We start from the raw sequence: 20,622 nt of genomic DNA on the forward strand, positions 1-20,622 counted from the left end.
ACAGACTTTCGTCTTCCGCCGTAACTATACAAACATAACTATACAAAATCTCTCATCATGCTTGAAGATAGAGAAAGCCGGTATATACAGGACTATCTTATAACCAATAACTTTTCCCTCTGCTTTTTTCTTCTGGCTTTAACCGGATATACTCCCGCATGCTGCCTGTTATTCTTTTCCCTCAGATTGACCCGGTACTGGTAAATATTGGACCGTTTCCCATTCGCTGGTACGCTCTTTCTTACATAGTCGGTTTACTCCTTGCTCTGTTTCTTGTTCGCAGGCTTGTTCCTCTTACGCCACGGGCCTCATCAGTCGAACAGGTTGATGACTTTTTTGGCTGGGGCGCACTTGGTGTCGTACTGGGGGGGCGTCTCGGTTATATCCTGTTTTATCAGTCAGAATATTATTTAAGCCATCCGCTCTCTATCTTCGAGGTCTGGCATGGTGGCATGTCATTTCATGGCGGTGTTGTGGGTGTTATTCTGGCCATGTTTTTTTATGCCAGACAGCAAAAAATTAACTTTTTTGCCTTTTCTGACAGAATAACCGTTGCCATTCCTATCGGGCTGGGTCTGGGGCGTATCGCCAACTTTATTAATGGGGAGCTCTGGGGGCGCGAAGCCTCGACATCAGTACCCTGGGCAATGATTTTCCCCGGCGGCGGCGATGTCCCTCGTCACCCCTCTCAGCTCTACGAAGCTCTGACCGAAGGCCTGCTGCTCTTTCTGGTCATGTATACAGCATCACGCAGCCACAAAATCAGAGAACATGCCGGCATGCTTGGCGGCCTCTTTCTGACAGGTTATGGTGTTGCCCGCAGCTTTTGCGAATTTTTTCGCGAACCTGATTCTTTTCTTGGCTTTTTACCTGGAGGAATCACAATGGGGCAGGTTCTGTGTGTACCAATGATCATTATCGGTATCACTCTGATGGCCCGTGCCTGGTTTGCTCCACCTTATGCCGGTTTGCCTGATACCCGTGATAATGCCCAAGACACCGCTAAGAACTGACCCTCTCAAAAATCTTTCAGCTCTGCCTCCCGGGGCTGAAAGGCTTGATGTTTTTATGGCCCGTGCCAACGCCCATTATTACGCGACGCATCCTCTTTTATCAGATTTTGTAACCTCCCCTGAAATCTCTCAGATTTTTGGGGAGCTTCTTGGTGCCTGGGCTGTGGCAGTCTGGTATAATATGGGACGTCCCTCACCCATTATTCTGGCAGAAGCAGGACCCGGCCGGGGTACATTAATGGCAGACGCCCTGCGCCTGATAACCCGCGTAGCCCCTGACATGGCACGTGCAGCTGACGTCCATCTGATAGAAACATCTCCTCTTATGCGTGCCGCACAGGCAGATGCCTTGCGACCTTACACCAGCCCCACATGGCATGACAGCCTGACAGAACTGCCTGAGCAGCCTTTTATTCTGCTGGCTAACGAGTTTCTTGATGCTTTGCCTGTACGGCAGTTTGTACATACACCGGCACAAGGCTGGCACGAGCATTACGTCACCGGTGAGAACCTTATCTCTGTCAGCTGCCCCCCTCCCCAACTGCCGGATAAACGTACCTTTGAAGACAGCACGGTCGTCGAACTCTGCGAGCCTGCATTAGATATTGCCCGGCTTCTCGGCCTGCGTATGACCCGTCACGCCGGGGCTGCCTTATTTATTGATTACGGGCATTTTTCACAGCTAACCGGAGATTCTCTTCAGGCGCTGCGCCACGCCCGGCCGGCGCATCCACTCAAAGCAGCGGGAGAGGCTGACCTGACAACCCATGTTGACTTTCTTGCCTTCGCTACTGCGGCACAGCAGTCAGGGGCGCAAACATGGGGGGCCATAACACAAGGTACTTTTTTGCGCACACTGGGGCTGATGGAACGCACTGAACAGCTGGCCGCTCATGCCAGCCCGGCCGATGCGCAGAACTTACACCACGCCACAGCACGACTGGCAGCCCCTGAAAAAATGGGGCATCTTTTCAAAGTTCTTGCTCTCACCTCTGTGGGCATGAGTCCCCCTCCTGGTTTTACGAAAGGACCGGCTGCATGACATCTGCCGCCTCACTGCCTCAGCAGGCACTTTCACCTCTCACCAGCATACTCCTTAAACAGGCCCGTCACGGTTTTTTCACCCGTGAAGGAGGTGTTTCAACCGGACCTTATGCCAGCCTGAACTGCTCTGTACGCTCTGAAGATACCCCCGCACACCTGCGTGAAAACAGACGCCGCATTGCTGACTGGATCAAAGTGCCTGAAAACGGGCTGACAAGCCTGTCTCAGGTACACGGAAAACGGGTTATCACTGTCACTGAACCACTCCCCGCCGGCCAGCTGGAAGAAGCTGATGCCATGGTAACACGCAATCCGGCTATTGCACTGGGCACTATTACAGCTGACTGCGCACCGGTATTATTTGCTTCTGCTGACGGGCAGCTTGTCGGAGCGGCTCATGCAGGCTGGCGCGGTGCTCTGGCTGGCGTGATTGAAGCTACTCTTGACGTCATGCAGCACGAAGGAGCGCCTGTTGCCGGAATTTATGCCACCGTCGGCCCCTGCATCGCCCAGAGCAGCTACGAAACCGGTGAAGACATGCATTCTGAGATAACAAAGAGCGACCCTGACGCCGCACGCTTTTTTATACCAGGGAAACGAACCGGCCATTATCAGTTCGACTTAGGCGGATGGTGCCTTTTCAGACTTAAAAGAGCAGGTGTGCAACATGCTTCTCTGCTCGGCGTTGATACATTTTCTAATGAAAAACAATTTTTCAGCCATCGTCGCCGCACGCTGACTGGCAATGGCCCGCTGGGGCATCAGCTTTCTGTTATCTCACCAGGAGCGCGCGCATAATGCTCTTCACTTTACGTCAGACAACTCTTCTCCCTTTGTCTGCCCTTCTGATGCTCGGTGGCTGTATGCATGTACCCCGCCCTTTTTCAGACCCAGGTGCAAAGGCACGACAGCTTGCAGCTAACGCGCCGCCCTCGCGTCTTGATGTACCTCAGCCAGAACACACAGATCTTTCTCCGGCTAACTCAGCACTGCTATCGCAGGATATCGCTGAAGCGCTCCTTCAGCAGACTATCCCTGCAATTGCACAGCCTGCCAGAAAAGGGGACTGGTGGCTTAAGGTCACAACTGAGCAGCGTAACGATATGATTGTGCCGCTCTACACTGTCATGACACCGCAAAACACCGTGCGGGCAACACAGGAAGGCGTGCCCATTCCTGAAGAAATGTGGAACGAAGCCACCCCTGAATTTTTAAAGCAGGTTGCCAGCGACGCTGCTCCGCGCGTTTCTGCTGTGCTAAGCGGTATCCAGGCAGACCAGATGAATAAAGACCCCAACAGCCTGAAACACAGACCCGCACGCGTTTATTTCTCTGGTGTGAAGGGTGCTCCGGGGGATGGCAACATCTCACTGGCACGGGCTTTTGTAACCTATTTTCACAACACCCCTGATGTCCTGCAAAACAACCCCGCTGATGTTGACTTCACCGTAAACTGCCATGTTACCCTGACCAATGCTCCTGCCGGCACCACCAGCCACCCACAGCAGCACATTGAAATTGTCTGGCAGGTTTTAGATAAGAATGGCAAAGAAGCCGGAGCAGCAACGCAGCTGCACGACATTGATGCCCACTCTCTTGATAATTACTGGGGTGATGTTGCCAGCGCAGCGGCACAGGAAGCTGCAGCAGCTGTAGATCAGATTCTTAGTCGCTATTCAGGACGTGATGACGCCCCTCTTCCCGACCCGGCCTCAAAGAAAAAATCTTCAGATAAATAAGTAGCTGCCATATCCCCTTCTGCGCAAAATTTCCGCAGAAGGGGATACAAAATTATTAAGCAGCCTGATGTATTAATTGCCGCATAATTTAAGCCCGATAACACACAGCACAATACCACTGATGAACACCAGCCGCATGGCTGAAACAGGCTCATGAAAAACGATCATACCGAACACAACAGTGCCTGCAGCCCCCAGGGCTGTCCAGACAGCATATGCTGTACCCATAGGGATACTACGCGTTGCCAGCTGTATAAGGCTGATGCTGGTCACCATGCACACTAACAGTCCGGCAAACCAGCCAATATCGCTCAGACTTTTTGTAAAACGTAAACAGGTTGTAAACCCTATTTCGAGAATACCGCTTACGATTAAATAAAACCAGTCCAACAAAAAATTCCTTTTTTTCATATCGTTAAAAATAAAATATCTTTTCTTATTATCACGGCATAAAAAAAACAACTTCTCTTTCTCAAATATATTAAATATTTTATAATATATTTGTTATTTCTATAAAATTTAAAGAAGGATTTTTAATGATAGAAATTTCAAAACATAAAATTGTCCTATTATTCTTTTTTACTCTGCTTACAGGACATGCGACATCTTATGCACAAAATATTAGTGAAGAAGATAAACTGACACAAAAAATTATCGAATTTTACAACTACACCGGAAATGATGATGTTTATTATTTAAATGATTTATTTAAAATTAAATTAAAACGGGAAGTTTCAGAGAATAGTAATACATACACTGACAGGTATGTTTATATTAATAAAGTTTACTCTATTAATGTTGCCCATATTTCTGTCGCCGTCAAACGCCTGTCAGACAATAATAATATTTACTTTGATATCGCTGCTCTGTCTGCGCAGTGCTGGAACTTTCGTTCATTTGCAAATGCAATGACTGAACCTCCTTCTGAAACAAACAGTGTTATGAATGATCCTGACTATGCCATATATCAGCGCCAGCTCTCACAGCAGCATGTTGTCTGGGTCAGCCCTGTAAGCGGCAATAAGCTCTCGCTCGATTATATAAATGACCCCATGAAATACGGTGGTCGTGACTGTATCAGAGCAATTACGATTGCAAGAGAACACTGACATTCTTCTGCCGCAGGTGCACACTCTGAATATCGCAGGCCAGGGGCAGTGACCGGCCAGCCCCATATTTCTGAGGCAGGCCGGTCACACCACTTTAAACATCGGCCCGGACTGACCGCATAAAGCCGGGCTCTCTCAGGCTTCTGACTGCTCCTGCGCAGCACGATGCTGTGCATCCCACTTACGTGTAAATGGAAGGCAGATAACAAACAATAATGTGCAGATTACAGCTGTAAAAAACAATATACGAAATAAACCTGCATAAGCATGCAACGTCGTGACCAGATCTGTGGCAGCAACGCCCTCGCCAATGGCAGCATAGTTTGCCATGATACTTCCCAGATACATAGCAACACCGTTTGACACACAATAGCTGCCCATCATAAATGCGCCAACATTTGCAGGAACATACCGGGCAACCACAGCAAGCCCCAGCGCACTGATCAGCAGTTCACCCACTGATAACGCCCCGTAAGCCCAGAACATAACCCATGGCGATACCAGCGTTGTACTTGTTGCCGCACTCCACCACCAGATCAGAAAAGCCAGAGCAACAAGAGCAAAACCGGCTATAAATTTTTCAGCAATAGGAAAATTCCAGCCACGTTTTTCTATCGTGCCGTAAACCCATGACAGAACAGGACTGGCTGCCATAATCCACAAAGGATTCAGCGCCTGAAACTGCCCCGCAGACATAGAAAACAGCGTATGCCCGAACAGGGTAAACTGTGAGCTGACATCACGCAGCGCAAACAATGTAAGAGAAGTGACCATCTGCTGATAAAAAATGAAATACAGCATCGTCTGTACGATCAGCAGATAAGCAAGCCTTAAGCCGGGTCTGAAAGCCTCCTCCGCTTTAGCGTAAAGATAAATCCAGATACCAAGGGTCACAATAGCGGCCAGCCAGACGCAGCCTCTGCCCAGTGAGGGAGAGCCAAGCACTGCCAGCAGAACAGCGCCTGCAACCACCATAGCGCCAATCACTGCACCCATACGGCCCCATGCTACGGGCTCAAAGTCAGGAGCTGAACCAATATGCTGCAACCGGCTACGAAACAGCAGATAGCTCAGCACGCCAAAGGCCAGACCAGCAGAGCAAACAAAGAAAGGAGGCCCCCAGCCAAAACGCTGCTGCAGCCAGGGTGTCAGCAAAAGGGAGAAGGTAGAACCGACATTGATGCTCATGTAATAAATTGTAAAAGCAACGTCGATCTTTGCATCATCGCCTTCGTAAATGCGGCGTACAAGGTTAGCGGCATTTGCTTTAAACAGGCCATTACCCAGCGCAATCACTGATAATGCTGCGAAAAGGGCCATCTGACCGCCAAAGTCAAAACCCAGCAGGGCATAACCCAGCGTCAGCACAATACCCCCCATAAGCATGGTGCGACGAGAGCCCAGCACGGCATCACCAAGCCAGCCACCAACAGCCGGAGCTGCGTAAGTGATAGCTGCAAATGTGCCCCACAGCAGGTTGGCCTGTTTGTCGCCAAAACCCAGCCGCTGGACCATATAAAGCAGCAGGATCCCCTGCATGCCATAAAAACCAAACCGCTCCCATAACTCTATGGCAAGCACGACAGAGAAAGACTGCGCCCTGGCAGGTGCGCGAGGTAAAGATGCTGTCATAAGGCTCCGACCATATTGTAATCTCTTTTCCAGAACAGATATACCTGCGCTGTGCAGGTTTGTTGCTGACAGGCTTTTACACGAAGTGATTTTAAATCGCACCTGTAACAAAGCCAGAGATATCATATCTCGTCAGAAACAAGTCCGTACCAGAACGCTTACCCCACAGCCCGGCGGTTAACCGGCACTGTGTCGTATTCTCACATTTTTTTCGGAACTGGTGTTATTTCAATGGCAAAGATCAAGGTAAAAAATCCCATCGTAGAAATGGACGGCGATGAAATGACCCGCATTATCTGGCATTTTATTCGCGAAAAACTGATTCTCCCCTATCTTGATGTCGATCTGAAATACTACGACCTGGGAATCGAACACCGTGATGCAACCGATGACCAGGTAACAGTCGACGCAGCTGAAGCCACAAAACGCTACGGCGTCGCAGTAAAATGCGCGACCATTACACCTGATGAAGCCCGCGTTGAAGAATTTGGCCTCAAACGTATGTACCGTTCACCCAACGGCACTATCCGTAACATTCTTGATGGTACAATCTTCCGTGAGCCAATCGTCTGCTCAAACGTCCCTCGTCTTGTACCACACTGGACAAAACCAATTGTCATCGGCCGTCATGCTTATGGTGATATTTACCGCGCAGCAGAAACCAAAATCCCGGGGCCTGGCAAAGTTACCCTGAACTACGTTCCTGCTGACGGTGGTGAAAGCATCACCCTCGATGTGCATGATTTTAAAGGTCCAGGCGTAACCCTTGGCATGCACAACACCCGTGCATCAATCGAAGGCTTTGCCCGCGCCTCTCTCTCCTACGGCAGAGACCGTAACCTGCCCGTTTACCTCTCTACCAAAAATACCATCCTCAAAGCTTATGATGGTATGTTTAAGGATGTTTTCCAGGAGGTTTATGAGCGCGAATTCAGGGCAGATTTTGAAAAAGCCGGCCTGACCTATGAACACCGCCTGATTGACGACATGGTGGCCTGTGCCCTGAAATGGAACGGCGGCTATGTATGGGCCTGTAAAAACTATGACGGTGACGTAGAAAGCGACATCGTAGCACAGGGATTTGGCAGCCTGGGCCTTATGACCTCTGTTCTGCTCAGCCCGACAGGTGATGTTGTTGAAGCCGAAGCTGCACATGGCACGGTGACCCGTCACTACCGTGAGCACCAGAAAGGCAAGGCAACCAGCACCAACCCGATTGCCTCTATCTTTGCATGGACACGGGGACTGGCTTACCGCGGTCGCTTTGATAATACCCCCGATGTTGTACATTTTGCCGGCACACTTGAGAAAGTCTGCATCGACACCGTCGAATCAGGTAAAATGACTAAAGATCTCGCGATGCTTGTCGGCAAAGATACCCCATGGCTCGACACACAGTCATTCCTTGATGCGCTGGATGCCGGTCTGAAAAAAGAATTCGCTAAATCCTGATCATCTGATCTCTGCGAAAAATATTATGAAAGGGGAGCCTTCTCACAGGGGCTCCCTTTTTTTGTGAAAACCGCTAATGTGCCTGCCCGCACAGCACTCGTCCATTTTATGGGCCTGCCTCATTCAGTCAGTCATACCTCAGAAAGGTTTTTTAACATCATGGCCGACACGCCCGTTGAAACAGATGTTGTCATTATTGGCGCAGGTCCGGCTGGACTCTTCGCCGCATTTCAGTGCGCTATGCTACGCCTGAACTGCCTGCTCATTGATGTTCTGCCAGAAGTTGGTGGTCAGTGTATCGCCCTTTACCCTGAAAAGCCCATCTATGACATTCCGGCCTGCCCGGCGATTGAAGCCTCTCAGCTGATCGCTCAGCTGGAAAAGCAAATTGCACCCTTTAATATTCCGCGCCTGCTTAAGCATCGCGTTGATGACGTTTCTGGCAACCGGGGCGACTTTTCTGTCAAAACTGACAAAGGTACAACCGTTAAAGCAAAAGCCATTATTATTGCTGCCGGAGCCGGTGCATTTGGCCCGAACCGCCCACCGCTTGAAGGTCTGGAGCACTTTGAAGAAACTGGCTCGGTGCAATATTATGTCCGCCGAAAAGCTGACTTTGCAAACCGTAATATTGTGATTGCAGGAGGCGGGGATTCCGCACTCGACTGGGCACTCGCACTCAAAGATAATGCAAAAAAGCTGTATCTTGTACATCGTCGCGACCGTTTTCGTGGTGCGCCTGAAAGTTTACGACTGCTTGATGATGCTGTGGCTGCCGGGCAGATTGAAAAAATCACCCCATATCAGCTCCACGCCCTTCATGGAGAAAACGGTAAACTCAGTGCCGTTGAAGTCATTGATCTGGATGGCACAACCCGTAAACTGGAGGCTGACACTCTCCTGCCCTTCTTTGGCCTGGCCACCGACCTGGGGCCCATAGCCACATGGGATATTCAAACAGCACGCTCTGTTATTCCGGTCCGTCCCTCTGACTGCGAAACATCACGCGCAGGTATTTTTGCCATTGGCGACATTGCGAGTTACCCAGGAAAGCTAAAACTTATTTTGCAGAGCTTTAGTGAAGCAGCCATGGCAACACATGCCATTCACCCGATTGTACACCCTGACCAGGCTTTGCACTTTGAGCATTCGACAACACGCGGCGTACCGGCAACCGCCTGAATATTAAAGAAGGGCCAGATACATAAAAAAACAGAACCTCGGAGTTACCTCCGGGTTCTGTTTCAGTCTCAGAGCTCAGGGGGGAGTTATACTCCACCCTGAAAAGAGACTTGCTTACTGAGCAGCTGCTGTTGAATCAGCGGCTGCTTTTGGCTTGTGATGACCATGATGGCCGTGTTTTTTACCATCATGCTGATGCTGGCCGTGATGAGCACCTTTCTTAGCAACGTCACCACTTTTAGAAGCGGAATCTGACGGAGGAGCTGGTGGCACATCACCTTTAGCAGGGACTTCAGAAGAAGCAGCAGGTGGTGCAGGAGGAGCTTCCTGAGCAAAAGAAGGGGCAGCTGCACCCATCAGAGCAACGACAGAAGCGGCTGAAAGAAAATGACGAAACTTCATCGAAAAATTTCTCCTTAAATAAGTCAGGTTCCTCACGGTCACGATTTTATCGATATATCGCTGACACGTTCATACACAAACCCGACTAACATCCTGTTTATAACACGATCGCAAGACATCGTCTTGATATAAATTTTATAAATAAACGCGATTTGCCAGTATTTAAACTTATACTGATTATATTGCTGACATAATCCTGTTGTCAGGCATTACAAAACAACCTGCCATACCCCAATACCCGTTTTTGCACATAAAAAAAGCCAGCCTGCTATGCACAGGCTGGCCCTCTTCTAACGATAATGCCTCAGGCGTTATCGCCCTTACGTTCACGTTTTTTACGCTCATTCGGGTCAAGATAACGCTTACGCAGACGAACAGCTGAAGGTGTAACCTCAACCAGCTCATCATCTTCAATGTAAGCAATAGCCTGCTCAAGCGACATACGACGTGGCGGAACCAGCAGAAGTGCATCATCTTTACCGGCTGCACGAATGTTGGTCAGCTTCTTTTCACGAACCGGATTTACTTCCAGGTCATTTTCACGTGAATGCTCACCAATGATCATACCAACGTAAACTTTTTCACCGGCATCAACAAACAGCGTGCCACGGTCCTGCAGCGAGAACAGAGAGTACTGTGTGGTTGCACCATCTTCAGCTGAAATCAGCGAACCGTTACGACGGCCTTCAATCGTGCCTGCATATGGCTGATAGCCATGGAAGAGACGGTTCATGATACCCGTACCGCGTGTATCGGTCAGGAACTCACCATGATAACCAATCAGACCACGTGAAGGGATAATAAAGGTCAGACGAACTTTATCACCACCTGACGGGCGCATATCCTGCATCTGGCCTTTACGCAGAGACATCTTCTCTACGACAACACCTGAATAAGGCTCGTCCACGTCGATCATAACTTCTTCGTATGGCTCTTCGCGCTCACCTGTCTCCTCGTTAGTGCGATACAGCACGCGGGGACGACCGATTGTCAGCTCAAAGCCTTCACGACGCATGGTTTCAATCAGAACACCAAGCTGAAGCTCGCCACGGCCTGCGACTTCAAAAGCTTCGCTTTCGGGGCTTTCTGTCACGCGGATCGCAACGTTACCTTCTGTTTCCTTAAACAGACGGTCACGAATCTGACGTGATGTCACTTTCTTGCCTTCACGACCACCCAGAGGGCCATCATTGAGGCGGAATGTCATAGACAGGGTTGGCGGATCAACCGGGATAGATTCCAGAGGCTCAGCCACTTCAGGCGCTGCGATTGTGTCAGGAATAGTCGCTTCTGACAGACCAGCAACAGCAACGATATCACCGGCTTCAACTTCATCAACCGCGACGCGATCAAGCCCACGGAAAGACAGCAGTTTCGTCAGACGGCCTGTTTCAACCACAGAACCATCACGACGGAGCACCTTAACGGGCATATTAACTTTAGCACGTCCCTGCTCAACACGACCGGTCAGTACGCGACCAAGGAAGTTGTCATTTTCAAGAATAGTCGCCGTCATAGCGAACGGCTTTTCTTTATCCAGTGCAGGTGATGGCACATGACGCAGAATCAGGTCGAACATCGGGCTGAGGTCTTTACGTGCCCCGTCAAGTTCTTCATCTGCCCAGCCCTGACGGCCTGAAGCGTACAGCATCGGGAAGTCAAGCTGCTCTTCATTTGCATCGAGTGAAGCAAACAGATCAAAAATTTCGTTATGAACTTCGTCCGGGCGGGCATCGCCACGGTCAATTTTGTTCACAACAACAATTGGTTTCAGACCACGTGCCAGTGCTTTACCAACCACAAATTTTGTCTGTGGCAGTGCACCTTCAGCAGAATCGACCAGCACAATTGCACCGTCAACCATGCTCAGAATACGCTCAACTTCACCGCCAAAGTCAGCATGTCCGGGTGTATCAATAATGTTGATACGGGTATCATTCCATACAACAGATGTACATTTAGCCAGAATGGTGATGCCACGCTCGCGTTCCAGGTCATTGCTGTCCATCGCGCGTTCAGCAACCTGCTGATGCTCATGGAAGGAGCCGGACTGCTTAAGCAATTCATCAACGAGTGTAGTTTTGCCATGATCAACGTGAGCAATGATGGCGATATTGCGGATATCCATGAAGAGTGCCTGATTTTCCCTGCGGGTTCTTCCGCCCCCCATTCGCTAAAAAAGGAGGCAGTTAAGACGTCACATAAATAAAGTTCTGGCTTGTCATTAAACGTCAGCGGGCAGAATTGCACGTAAAATCATTATGAAAACGACACACTGCTCTTATTTTTACCTGTCAGAGAACGGTTTTCTGCCCCTCCGGCCCGTTTATGGCTCATATATCCTGCCTGCAATGGACAGATCACCGGCATGAGAGTATTTTACAGTTGAGGATCATTCGCAACACGGACATGACAGGCATCCGGTTCAGAGGACCCTCCCTACCCGCCACCTCTCAGGACAGGACCAGTCAGCCGTGCGCCTCAGTAAGCTTCCGCTTTATGAAACAGCAGTCATCGACCGTGTTACCCCTCTGACATCATCAGACACGATTGCCCGGCGCCTGAGTGAGCTGGGTTTTGTACCAGGTGAACCGGTCAGGGTCGTAGCTCTGGGCCCGCTGGGAGGAGACCCCATGGCGGTAGAAATAGGCTTTACGCGCTTTGCACTGAGACATTCTGAGGCAGAACGCATCATATTACGCACACCTGCCCCGCTGCCTGACCAGAAGCATTCTGCATGACCTCCGACAAGCCTTTACAGGTTGCTCTGGCTGGCAACCCGAACTGCGGAAAAACAGCTCTTTTTAACCAGCTGACTGGCAGCCGCCAGAAGGTGGCCAATTATGCGGGTGTTACCGTAGAACGAAAAATGGGGAAACTCGTCACCCCGGCTGGCCGCAAAGTTAAAATTCTTGACCTGCCTGGCACTTACAGCCTGTCTGCTGCCAGCCCTGATGAAATGGTCACCCGTGATGTCTGTCGCGGTGTTTACCGGGGTGAGCCTGCCCCTGACCTGCTGATCAGTGTTGTAGCAGCCACCAACCTGCGCCTGCATCTGCGTTTTATGCTTGAGCTCCGGCAACTCGGGCGCCCGATGATTGTCGTGCTCAACATGATTGACGCAGCAGGTAAACAGGGCCTGCATATCGACCTGAAGCGACTGGAAAAAGAACTCGGACTACCAGTTGTCACTGCCGTCGGTATTAAACGTGGCGGTGCAGATAATGTGCTCAGAGCACTTGATTCCCCTCCGGTCGCTCCACCTCCTCCACTGCCAGATGACACAGATCTGCATGAGGAAATCAGACGCATTATGGCGCTCTGCGTCAGCGTTCATGAAGACCGCAAACAGCAGCTTGAAGAAAAACTCGACCGCTGGGTGCTGCACCCCGTCTGGGGCATGTGTATTTTATTCGTGCTGCTCTTTATCATGTTCCAGGCAGTTTTCTCCTGGGCCCAGCCGGTTATGGATCTGCTCGACAGCATCATGAAACAAGTGGCTGACCTGACACGTGCAGTGCTGCCTGCTGGCCAGATCAGTAACCTGCTGACAGATGGCATCATTGCCGGTGCCGGCACAGTCATCGTCTTTTTGCCGCAGATTCTTATTTTATTTTTATGGATTCTGGCCCTCGAGGAATCGGGGTATCTGCCCAGAGCAGCCTTCATGCTTGATAAAATAATGGCTGCAGCCGGGCTGAGTGGCCGCTCTTTCATTCCTCTTCTTTCCAGCTTTGCCTGTGCTGTACCCGGCATTATGGCTACCCGTACGATTCAGAGCCCGCGTGACCGGATGGTGACAATTCTGATCGCCCCGCTCATGACATGCTCTGCCCGGCTGCCTGTTTACACACTTCTTATCAGCGCTTTTGTTCCCTCACGGCATATTCTCAAAATCTTTAATCTCCAGGGGCTGGTGCTCTTTCTTTTATATGGTGCCGGAATACTGAGCGCACTGCTTGTCTCGCGGCTTTTTAAACGTAGCGGCGCAAACGAACCACCTTTACTGATGGAACTGCCCAACTACCGACTGCCAGGTCTGCAAAGCCTTGCCATTGAGCTCTGGCAGCGCGCTCGTATATTCCTCTCACGCGTCGGCAGTATTATCGTCACACTCAGTGTCATCATGTGGGCACTTTCGAGCTTCCCTGCGCCACCGCCAGGGGGCACGCTGCCTGCTATTGATTATAGTCTGGCTGGTCGAATCGGCCATTTTCTGCTTCCTCTGTTTGCTCCTCTTGGCTTTAACTGGCAGATCTGTGTGGCCCTCATCCCGGGTCTGGCAGCACGTGAAGTCGCAATCAGTGCTCTTGCCACGGTTTATTCGGTCGGCTCGTCAGAAGCTGATGCTGCGGCTCAGCTTGCACCTTTACTCTCTTCTCAGTGGAGCGTTGCAACTGCTTTGTCTTTACTGGCATGGTATGTTTACGCCCCGCAGTGTTTTTCAACCCTGGCCGTTATTAAACGCGAAACCCGGTCATGGCGCATGGTCTGCATCACTGCGGGTTATCTCTTTGGCATGGCCTATGCGGCATCTCTGCTCACCTATCACATAACCCGGTTCTTTAGTGGTTAAAGCAGGAAGCGAAACATGGTTCAGATTCTCATCGTCAGCATTCTTGTTCTATTCTGTGCCGGTTACTGGCTGCAAAGGCTGGCTCCCTCTTTAATGAAACCTTTCTGGCGGGGGCTGGCTCTTACTCTCAGCAGCCTGCACGTGCTGCCAGGCCTGCGCGGCAAAGCTGAGAAACTGGCCTCACCCGGCATTACCCGCACCGGATGTCGCGGCTGCAAAGGCTGCGATTCCAAAGGTGGAGGTTGCCATTAACCTGTGTTTCTGAGCAAGGTGCTGCCTGAAACAGGCACTATCAGAACACAGGACCACCCCGTGACAGAAACAGACAACATTCCCCGCACACCTAAAGCGCTGACCGCCGCCGTCATTATTATGGGTGTACTTATCATTGTTGGTACTGTCACACTGGTGGGACTGATCATTCATCGCATCGGCCATCACAGCAACGCACAATCTGCTCTGCCTGCGCATGTACCATTACAGGACGCTGTCACAACCCAGACCGAACTCCCGCTAGGAACAACGCTGACTGGTATGACCCGTGTGCAGGACGACCTGCTGGCTTTGCAGGTAAATGAAAACGGTGAGCAGAAAATTCTTCTGTGGCAGGTCAGTACCCGCCGCCTACTGCCTGGCCTGACTATACCGGCAGCAAAACACTAAAAACTAACCTGATTATTAATCAGGTGACATCATCCTGAAACTGAGAAAAATACTGGTGATCTACCTCTCTCTGATGACGACGAAGCTGCTCAAACTCTGAAACACCACGCCAGAAGGCAAAAGGCTGCTGCCGGCTCATCAGCACTTCGAGTGTTTCGCCACGTTTTTCTGCTATCTCTTCAAAAAGGGCATATGCGTCCTCGATGACGTATCGCATGGACGCACCTCCATAATACACCAGAGGGTGATGCTCCAGCTGGCGGCAACGAAACAGGAAAAGCTCAAGCGCTTTTCCTGCCTCTTTTCTCAGCTCTGAAAGTTTATCAGCTTCAAAACTGATCCGGCCTGACAGCCCTATAAACTCACCAGACATCATAAATGTTTTCGTATTCAGCGTTACAACAGCCGGCACGCCTCTGACGATCATAATATCACGTATTACTTCCACCTGACCTGAACCTTACACCAACGCCCTGCCGGTCTTGTCAGCTCAGAGCCTGACGAAAAGCTCTGTCTGGTCATTCGGCTCACTATGTCTTCGGGAATATCAGAATTTAAGATATTTTATGACAAAAAATTTAATTTTCTGATCAGTATTTTTCTCTCGCTGAAAAGCAGAAATTGATAAATCTCTTTTCCACTCGGCTGTTCCATTATTTTTTCAAACCCTTAGCGTTGCAGGCCGGTTAAGGAGCTCAGATAACATGACACAGTCTTTTTCTTATACAGGCCGACGACGCTTCCTGACACAGGCCCTGGCCGGAACGATGACTCTGGGGCTGCCGTCATACGTTTTTGCTCAGGCACCAGCTGACTTTAATGGTAACACGATTGACAGGCTATTTCTGAATGCCGTCAGCGAACACGAGATACCAGGTGCTGTGGCTGCAATTGGCAGCAAAGGGAAAACAATATGGCGGGGTGTCTTTGGCCACCAGGCTCTGATACCCCACCCCGAATCCATGACCTGGCATACGCTCTTTGATATGGCCTCTCTTACGAAGCCTCTTATCACGGCTCCCTCAGTCATGCAGCTGTATGAACAAGGCAAAATAAAACTCGACACGCCTGCCTGCCACTATCTGCCTGATTTTGCCGCTCAGGGAAAAGAGCATATTACGATACGCCATCTGCTGACACATTACTCAGGCCTGCAACCCGACCTTGACCTGGGGACACCATGGTCAGGCAAAGAAATTGCTGCACAGCTGGCCTGTAACGCCGTACCACAGAACAAAGCCGGCAAAAAATTCGTCTATAGCGATATTAATTATGTTGTTCTCGGACTGATTGTGGAGGTCCTCTCAGGGCTGCCGCCCGATATCTATGCCACACGTCATATTCTGCAGCCTCTTGGTCTTAAACGGTCATTCTTCAGGCCTGATCCTGCATTATATGATGATATTGCTCCCACTCAGTTCGATGAAAACGGCACTATGCTGCGCGGAGTCGTTCACGATCCTACAGCAAGAAGAATGGGCGGTGTGGCAGGCCATGCCGGCCTTTTCTCATGCGCTGATGACATCATCACATACGCAAAAGCACTTCTGGCACGCCGCGCTGGACAGCCGTCGCTTTTTCCGCTCTCACAGAAAACTGTTATCATGATGTCTACCCCGCAGCAGCCACATAAAAAAACAGATCTGCGCGGCCTGGGGTGGGATATTAACACCCATTATTCAACACCACGTGGCGCTGTTTTTCCGCTGACCTCATTTGGTCATACCGGTTTTACCGGCACATCGCTCTGGCTGGTGCCTGAGACGCAGACTTTTGTAATGATTTTAACGAACCGTGTGCATCCTGACGGAAAAGGCAAGATCATTCCGCTTCGCCATGATGTCGCGACGGAAGCTGCCATAGCACTCCGCCAGAATTAAGGCTTACTGGTTATCCCGCTGATATTCAGAGGGATAATTTTATGACTGAGTATATTCCTTCATATATAGACAAATCACATAAGTTACGGCAGAAGAACGTTTATTCCGTGTTATTCCTTCTGAAATCTGATTGTCCTGATGAAATACTCTCTCTCCGCTCTGCTCCTTCTCTCAACCACTGTTATCGGCGAAGGTGCTACGGCTTTTGCACAAACAAACCTGCAGACAACGACACATTCAGGAGCAGGGAAAGCGCAGCCAGCAGGAAAAAGAGAAGCCATTACTGTCACAGGGCATACAGCAGCAGGCGCTCTGGCAAACTATAACAAACCCGATGCAACACTCGGACCGCTAGGCACACGCCGCACACTTGATACGCCAATGTCGATTATGACAGTGCCTCACGATGTCATTGTTAATCAGCAGGCCCGCAATATTAACGACCTGATGTCTTATATGCCCTCAGTACAGCTTGAAATTCGCGGCGACCCAAATACCAGCCGCCCCCAGTCTCGCGGGTTTGAAGCTGATGTTGTTTCAAACACCCGCATGGACGGACTAAACATTGTATCGACCACCCCCTATGCGGCTGAGCAGTTTGATAACCTTCAGGTGCTTAATGGCCTGGCCGGTGCATTATATGGCACACAAAACCCCGCAGGTACCTTTGAATACAGTCTGAAACGCCCCACTGATAACCGCTTTAACCGCCTGACTGTCGGTGTAGATTCGATCGGCACTGTTATGGAGCATGCAGACCTGTCAGGCCGGCTTGGCCGCAATAAATGGTTTGGCTATCGTATCAACCTGCTGCACGGCAATGGCACAAGCTATGTTCAGGACAGCTGGGTACGCCGTAACCTTGTCAGTGCTGACTTTGACTTTCGCCTGGATAGTAAAACAACGATTGAAGTTGATGCCAGCCACTACACATATGATGAGCGCGGCACACCAGGCGGCTTTGCTTTTGGTGACACAATTGATCTGCCCAAAGCCCCTGATATGGGAAAAGCCGGCCTGGGTCAGAAATACGCCGGCTTCAACATGGAAACCAATACATTTCTGGCCAAAATCAAACATCGCTTTAACGACAACTGGAGCATGACACTGGGCGGCCTGTATCAGGATGCTATCCGCCAGGTTTTTGCTACGGCCAACACGCTGACCGATAACAGTGGCGATTATACACAAAGTATCGCAGCAGCGACCACGGCTAATGACTTCAGAGTAGGCAGTAACCTGGCTTATATTAACGGGCGGGTTTTTACCGGCCCGGTCAGACATGATCTGGTGATTGGTACCAACGGTTATATGATGGGTAACTATAACCCCACAACCGGTGAAAAATTTACGCTTGGGAGCTCAAACCTCTATAATCCGCAAAAACTGCCTGGCCAGCAGCCCTACTATCACGGTCGCTACCGCTCGGCTTACGTTATGAACCAGTCGTTTATTGTGGGAGATACAATACGTCTGGACAAACACTGGTCAATTATGGGCACATTATCATGGAGCTGGATACGCACTGACAGCTGGAGCAACCCGCTGGCAGCTGCTTACAAACACTCTGTTTACAAACGCTCTGCTGCATTCAGCCCTATGACCAGTCTGATTTACAAACTAACCGATAATCAGACAGCCTACTTTACCTATGGCCGTTCGGTGCAGCCTGGCACAGTCGCCCCCGCGGGTGCAGCCAATGTGAACGAATATACCAGCCCGCTGCGTAGTGAAGAATATGAAGTGGGCTACAAAATCATGTTCAGAAAACTCCAGATCAACGTCGCCGGCTTTCGTATGACCCGCCCGTTTGGCTATACTGATCCCACAACGCACATCTTTAACACCTATGGCAACCAGCGCAATTATGGTGTTGAAGCACAAATTGCCGGTTATATTCTGCCCAACCTCTCTGTTCTGGCCGGCATGACCTGGCTTGATGCTCAGATGGGTAACACTGGCAACGTCGCCACCAGCCATAAAGAAGTTGTTGGTGCTCCTCCTGTACAGGCTAACGTTTTACTGGATTATCGCCTGCCTGCTTCAACGGGTGATATTGCTTCACGCCTGGCTTTCAATGCCTCGGTGCATTACACCGGCCGCCGCGCTGCAAACCTGACCAACTCCACCTATGCGGCCTCATACGTTACACTTGACCTTGGCACACGCTTTGCCTTCAGAGCCGCACAACACCCGTGGATGGCCCGCTTTGGTGTCTCAAACGTGGCAAATGAACGTTACTGGGCATCTGTTTACCCGACCTCAATCAACGGAGCGAGTGCTACAGCCAATAACAGTGCCTATGCCGGCCTGCCGCGTACGTTTCATTTCACTCTTGAGGCTGACTTCTGAACCTTATGCAACCACGATCAAATCTTGACCTGAAAAAAGAACCTATATAGAACAAAAAATATTATCCCTCTGAGATTCTGCCGAAAAGGTGCCTGAGTTATGCTAACACGCAAACAATATGCCCTTTTGCAGTTTATTGACTCGTACCTCAAAAAAACCGGCTTTTCACCCTCATTTGATGAGATGAAAACCGCCATGGGGTTGCGTTCTAAATCAGGGATACATCGCCTTATTTCAGGTCTGGAAGAACGCGGTTTTCTGAAGCGACACCACCACCGTGCCCGTGCACTGGAAGTGCTGCAACGACCTGAAATGCTGGCTAACGAAGCCGAAGAGCCATTACCGCACAACGTTGTCAGAGGGAAATTTTCATCCCCTCAGGCGCCTTCCTGCAAAGTTCCCCTCTACGGGCGGATTGCCGCCGGCCTGCCTATTATGGCCATGCCGGAAACACTTTCTTACATCGACATCCCTTCTGACCTGACAGGTTCAGGTGAGTATTATGCGCTGGAAGTCGCCGGGGATTCCATGATTAATGACGGGATACTGGACGGCGATACCGTTGTGATAAGACGCACTGAACACGCAGAAAGTGGTCAGATTATCGTTGCTCTGATTGACGAGAATGAGGTCACACTCAAACGTCTGCGTCGTAAAGGCAAAACGATTGCACTTGAAGCGGCTAACCCCAGCTATGAAACGCGTATTATACCAGCGGAAAGACTGAGAATTCAGGGAACGCTGGCTGGTCTGATACGCCGGTACTGATACGGGTTACTGTACCGAAACAGGCTCTGCTGCCGGCCTTTAATCAGGCCGAACACGTGAAAACGCAAATGTTGCAGCAAAAGCCGCGACAATATTGACTACAATTAAAATAAACACCGACATAAGCGGATCATAATAATACTGACCGCCCAGTGCACCCCGCATCCCATCAATACCATAGGATAACGGGTTAAGAGAGGTCAGTGTTACCACCAGCAGCTTTTGTCCCTCCAGAGGGAACACCGCCCCGGACAAATAAAATAAGGGGGTTGCAACAAAATTTACAATCTGCCCAAAACTCTGTGTGTCTTTAAGAATAGAGCCCAGAATACTGCCAATAAACGAAAAGAAAATCGCAATCAGCACCGCAAAGCCAAAGGCTATCAAAACACCTCCGGCAGGCACTTTATGTAAGCCGGCAACAGAGCAGACCACCCCAACCAGAACTGCCTGAATCAGCGCAACAGTTGTCACGCCCAGCGCACGCCCGAACAAAATACATGTGCGCGAAGCCGGAGCAACCATCGTCTCTTTAATAAAGCCAAACTGCCGGTCCCATAGCAGATCATTGCCAGCAAATACTGTATTAAACAAAATGCACGAACCCAGCACACCCGGTACCAGAAAGGCAAAATAATCCCCCCGGCCGGCCTGCTGGTAAATAGGAGAAAAACCAAGCCCCAGCGCTACCAGGAACAGGAATGGCTGAGCAAGAGCTGAAAAAACACGTCCAGGTGCGCGCAAATACGCCATTACCTGACGTCTCCACAGACAATAAATCAGATCCATGGCTGTTCTCCACCACTGCAT

At 50.3% G+C, this 20,622-nt stretch carries 20 protein-coding genes; 14 read left to right on the forward strand and 6 right to left on the reverse strand.

Annotated elements, in window-relative coordinates; translation table 11 throughout:
• Nucleotides 1-158 precede the first annotated feature (158 nt).
• Genes lgt through GOB58_RS06650 form a run of 4 tightly spaced genes read left to right on the forward strand, consistent with a single transcriptional unit; the run spans nt 159 to nt 3,796 of the window.
• Nucleotides 159-1,013 carry a prolipoprotein diacylglyceryl transferase gene (gene lgt, locus GOB58_RS06635; RefSeq protein WP_173559658.1) on the forward strand — a complete coding sequence of 285 codons (855 nt, stop codon included), beginning with the start codon at nt 159-161 and terminating at the stop codon, nt 1,011-1,013.
• Complete coding sequence (locus GOB58_RS06640) at nt 988-2,055, forward strand: class I SAM-dependent methyltransferase (protein ID WP_173559722.1); 1,068 nt, start codon at nt 988-990, stop codon at nt 2,053-2,055. Before lgt ends, GOB58_RS06640 begins: the two co-directional genes overlap by 26 nt.
• Nucleotides 2,052-2,855 (forward strand): peptidoglycan editing factor PgeF, encoded by an 804-nt coding sequence (pgeF, locus tag GOB58_RS06645; RefSeq protein WP_173559659.1) that lies wholly within the window; start codon nt 2,052-2,054, stop codon nt 2,853-2,855. The genes GOB58_RS06640 and pgeF overlap by 4 nt, the downstream gene beginning before the upstream one ends.
• Nucleotides 2,855-3,796 carry a hypothetical protein gene (locus GOB58_RS06650; RefSeq protein WP_173559660.1) on the forward strand — a complete coding sequence of 314 codons (942 nt, stop codon included), beginning with the start codon at nt 2,855-2,857 and terminating at the stop codon, nt 3,794-3,796. The genes pgeF and GOB58_RS06650 overlap by 1 nt, the downstream gene beginning before the upstream one ends.
• A gap of 72 nt (nt 3,797-3,868) precedes the next feature.
• Here GOB58_RS06650 and GOB58_RS06655 read toward each other — a convergent pair whose 3' ends face one another.
• The gene (locus tag GOB58_RS06655) at nt 3,869-4,186 is read right to left on the reverse strand and encodes a DMT family transporter (protein WP_086555112.1); all 318 of its coding nucleotides are present in this window, start codon (nt 4,184-4,186) and stop codon (nt 3,869-3,871) included.
• A gap of 146 nt (nt 4,187-4,332) precedes the next feature.
• Here GOB58_RS06655 and GOB58_RS06660 point away from each other — a divergent pair, with 146 nt between their 5' ends.
• Complete coding sequence (locus tag GOB58_RS06660; RefSeq protein ID WP_086635695.1) at nt 4,333-4,905, forward strand: hypothetical protein; 573 nt, start codon at nt 4,333-4,335, stop codon at nt 4,903-4,905.
• Nucleotides 4,906-5,040: 135 nt separating this feature from the next.
• Here GOB58_RS06660 and GOB58_RS06665 read toward each other — a convergent pair whose 3' ends face one another.
• Nucleotides 5,041-6,537 (reverse strand): peptide MFS transporter, encoded by a 1,497-nt coding sequence (locus GOB58_RS06665; RefSeq protein WP_086555111.1) that lies wholly within the window; start codon nt 6,535-6,537, stop codon nt 5,041-5,043.
• Nucleotides 6,538-6,768: 231 nt separating this feature from the next.
• Between GOB58_RS06665 and GOB58_RS06670 the strand changes: the two genes are divergently transcribed.
• Both GOB58_RS06670 and GOB58_RS06675 read left to right on the forward strand, forming a co-directional pair.
• A complete protein-coding gene (locus tag GOB58_RS06670; RefSeq protein ID WP_086555100.1) occupies nt 6,769-7,989 on the forward strand; it encodes an NADP-dependent isocitrate dehydrogenase in 1,221 nt (406 codons plus the stop codon).
• Nucleotides 7,990-8,148: 159 nt separating this feature from the next.
• Complete coding sequence (locus tag GOB58_RS06675; RefSeq protein ID WP_173559661.1) at nt 8,149-9,171, forward strand: NAD(P)/FAD-dependent oxidoreductase; 1,023 nt, start codon at nt 8,149-8,151, stop codon at nt 9,169-9,171.
• Between the two features lie 114 nt (nt 9,172-9,285).
• Here the strand turns inward: GOB58_RS06675 and GOB58_RS06680 are convergent, their stop codons facing one another.
• Both GOB58_RS06680 and typA read right to left on the reverse strand, forming a co-directional pair.
• The gene (locus GOB58_RS06680) at nt 9,286-9,573 is read right to left on the reverse strand and encodes a hypothetical protein (protein WP_173559662.1); all 288 of its coding nucleotides are present in this window, start codon (nt 9,571-9,573) and stop codon (nt 9,286-9,288) included.
• Between the two features lie 304 nt (nt 9,574-9,877).
• Nucleotides 9,878-11,701 carry a translational GTPase TypA gene (gene typA / locus GOB58_RS06685; protein ID WP_086555098.1) on the reverse strand — a complete coding sequence of 608 codons (1,824 nt, stop codon included), beginning with the start codon at nt 11,699-11,701 and terminating at the stop codon, nt 9,878-9,880.
• A gap of 346 nt (nt 11,702-12,047) precedes the next feature.
• Between typA and GOB58_RS06690 the strand changes: the two genes are divergently transcribed.
• From GOB58_RS06690 to GOB58_RS06705, 4 genes are read left to right on the forward strand one after another with little or no spacing between them, the layout of a single operon-like run.
• Entirely contained in the window at nt 12,048-12,314 is a 267-nt protein-coding gene (locus tag GOB58_RS06690; RefSeq protein WP_086555097.1) for a FeoA family protein, read from the forward strand.
• Complete coding sequence (gene feoB, locus GOB58_RS06695) at nt 12,311-14,149, forward strand: ferrous iron transport protein B (RefSeq protein WP_173559663.1); 1,839 nt, start codon at nt 12,311-12,313, stop codon at nt 14,147-14,149. The genes GOB58_RS06690 and feoB overlap by 4 nt, the downstream gene beginning before the upstream one ends.
• A 15-nt stretch (nt 14,150-14,164) precedes the next feature.
• Nucleotides 14,165-14,401: a DUF6587 family protein gene (locus tag GOB58_RS06700; RefSeq protein WP_173559664.1), complete on the forward strand. Its 237-nt coding sequence runs from the start codon at nt 14,165-14,167 to the stop codon at nt 14,399-14,401.
• A 3-nt stretch (nt 14,402-14,404) separates the two neighbouring features.
• A complete protein-coding gene (locus GOB58_RS06705) occupies nt 14,405-14,812 on the forward strand; it encodes a hypothetical protein (RefSeq protein WP_265792893.1) in 408 nt (135 codons plus the stop codon).
• A 19-nt stretch (nt 14,813-14,831) separates the two neighbouring features.
• Here GOB58_RS06705 and GOB58_RS06710 read toward each other — a convergent pair whose 3' ends face one another.
• Nucleotides 14,832-15,260 (reverse strand): hypothetical protein, encoded by a 429-nt coding sequence (locus GOB58_RS06710; protein ID WP_086555094.1) that lies wholly within the window; start codon nt 15,258-15,260, stop codon nt 14,832-14,834.
• A 256-nt stretch (nt 15,261-15,516) separates the two neighbouring features.
• Here GOB58_RS06710 and GOB58_RS06715 point away from each other — a divergent pair, with 256 nt between their 5' ends.
• The 3 genes from GOB58_RS06715 to lexA all read left to right on the forward strand — a co-directional run bounded on the left by GOB58_RS06715 (nt 15,517) and on the right by lexA (nt 19,812).
• On the forward strand, nt 15,517-16,692 hold the full coding sequence (locus tag GOB58_RS06715) for a serine hydrolase domain-containing protein (protein ID WP_173559665.1): 1,176 nt from the start codon (nt 15,517-15,519) through the stop codon (nt 16,690-16,692).
• 138 nt (nt 16,693-16,830) lie between these two features.
• Nucleotides 16,831-19,044 (forward strand): TonB-dependent receptor, encoded by a 2,214-nt coding sequence (locus GOB58_RS06720; RefSeq protein ID WP_173559666.1) that lies wholly within the window; start codon nt 16,831-16,833, stop codon nt 19,042-19,044.
• 99 nt (nt 19,045-19,143) lie between these two features.
• Entirely contained in the window at nt 19,144-19,812 is a 669-nt protein-coding gene (gene lexA / locus GOB58_RS06725; protein WP_086555091.1) for a transcriptional repressor LexA, read from the forward strand.
• 39 nt (nt 19,813-19,851) lie between these two features.
• Here lexA and GOB58_RS06730 read toward each other — a convergent pair whose 3' ends face one another.
• On the reverse strand, nt 19,852-20,622 hold the full coding sequence (locus tag GOB58_RS06730; RefSeq protein WP_338421272.1) for an ABC transporter permease: 771 nt from the start codon (nt 20,620-20,622) through the stop codon (nt 19,852-19,854).

This window comes from Acetobacter thailandicus, from assembly GCF_011516655.1.
GTDB lineage: Bacteria > Pseudomonadota > Alphaproteobacteria > Acetobacterales > Acetobacteraceae > Acetobacter > Acetobacter thailandicus.

Coding starts and splice junctions, on each gene's coding strand:
- lexA (WP_086555091.1), top strand. CDS start 19,144: ATGCTAACACGCAAACAATATGCCCTTTTGCAGTTTATTGACTCGTAC.
- pgeF (WP_173559659.1), top strand. CDS start 2,052: ATGACATCTGCCGCCTCACTGCCTCAGCAGGCACTTTCACCTCTCACC.
- GOB58_RS06675 (WP_173559661.1), top strand. CDS start 8,149: ATGGCCGACACGCCCGTTGAAACAGATGTTGTCATTATTGGCGCAGGT.
- GOB58_RS06720 (WP_173559666.1), top strand. CDS start 16,831: ATGAAATACTCTCTCTCCGCTCTGCTCCTTCTCTCAACCACTGTTATC.
- GOB58_RS06700 (WP_173559664.1), top strand. CDS start 14,165: ATGGTTCAGATTCTCATCGTCAGCATTCTTGTTCTATTCTGTGCCGGT.
- GOB58_RS06670 (WP_086555100.1), top strand. CDS start 6,769: ATGGCAAAGATCAAGGTAAAAAATCCCATCGTAGAAATGGACGGCGAT.
- GOB58_RS06660 (WP_086635695.1), top strand. CDS start 4,333: ATGATAGAAATTTCAAAACATAAAATTGTCCTATTATTCTTTTTTACT.
- lgt (WP_173559658.1), top strand. CDS start 159: ATGCTGCCTGTTATTCTTTTCCCTCAGATTGACCCGGTACTGGTAAAT.
- GOB58_RS06715 (WP_173559665.1), top strand. CDS start 15,517: ATGACACAGTCTTTTTCTTATACAGGCCGACGACGCTTCCTGACACAG.
- GOB58_RS06730 (WP_338421272.1), bottom strand. CDS start 20,622: ATGCAGTGGTGGAGAACAGCCATGGATCTGATTTATTGTCTGTGGAGA.
- GOB58_RS06680 (WP_173559662.1), bottom strand. CDS start 9,573: ATGAAGTTTCGTCATTTTCTTTCAGCCGCTTCTGTCGTTGCTCTGATG.
- GOB58_RS06640 (WP_173559722.1), top strand. CDS start 988: ATGCCCAAGACACCGCTAAGAACTGACCCTCTCAAAAATCTTTCAGCT.
- GOB58_RS06650 (WP_173559660.1), top strand. CDS start 2,855: ATGCTCTTCACTTTACGTCAGACAACTCTTCTCCCTTTGTCTGCCCTT.
- typA (WP_086555098.1), bottom strand. CDS start 11,701: ATGGATATCCGCAATATCGCCATCATTGCTCACGTTGATCATGGCAAA.
- feoB (WP_173559663.1), top strand. CDS start 12,311: ATGACCTCCGACAAGCCTTTACAGGTTGCTCTGGCTGGCAACCCGAAC.
- GOB58_RS06665 (WP_086555111.1), bottom strand. CDS start 6,537: ATGACAGCATCTTTACCTCGCGCACCTGCCAGGGCGCAGTCTTTCTCT.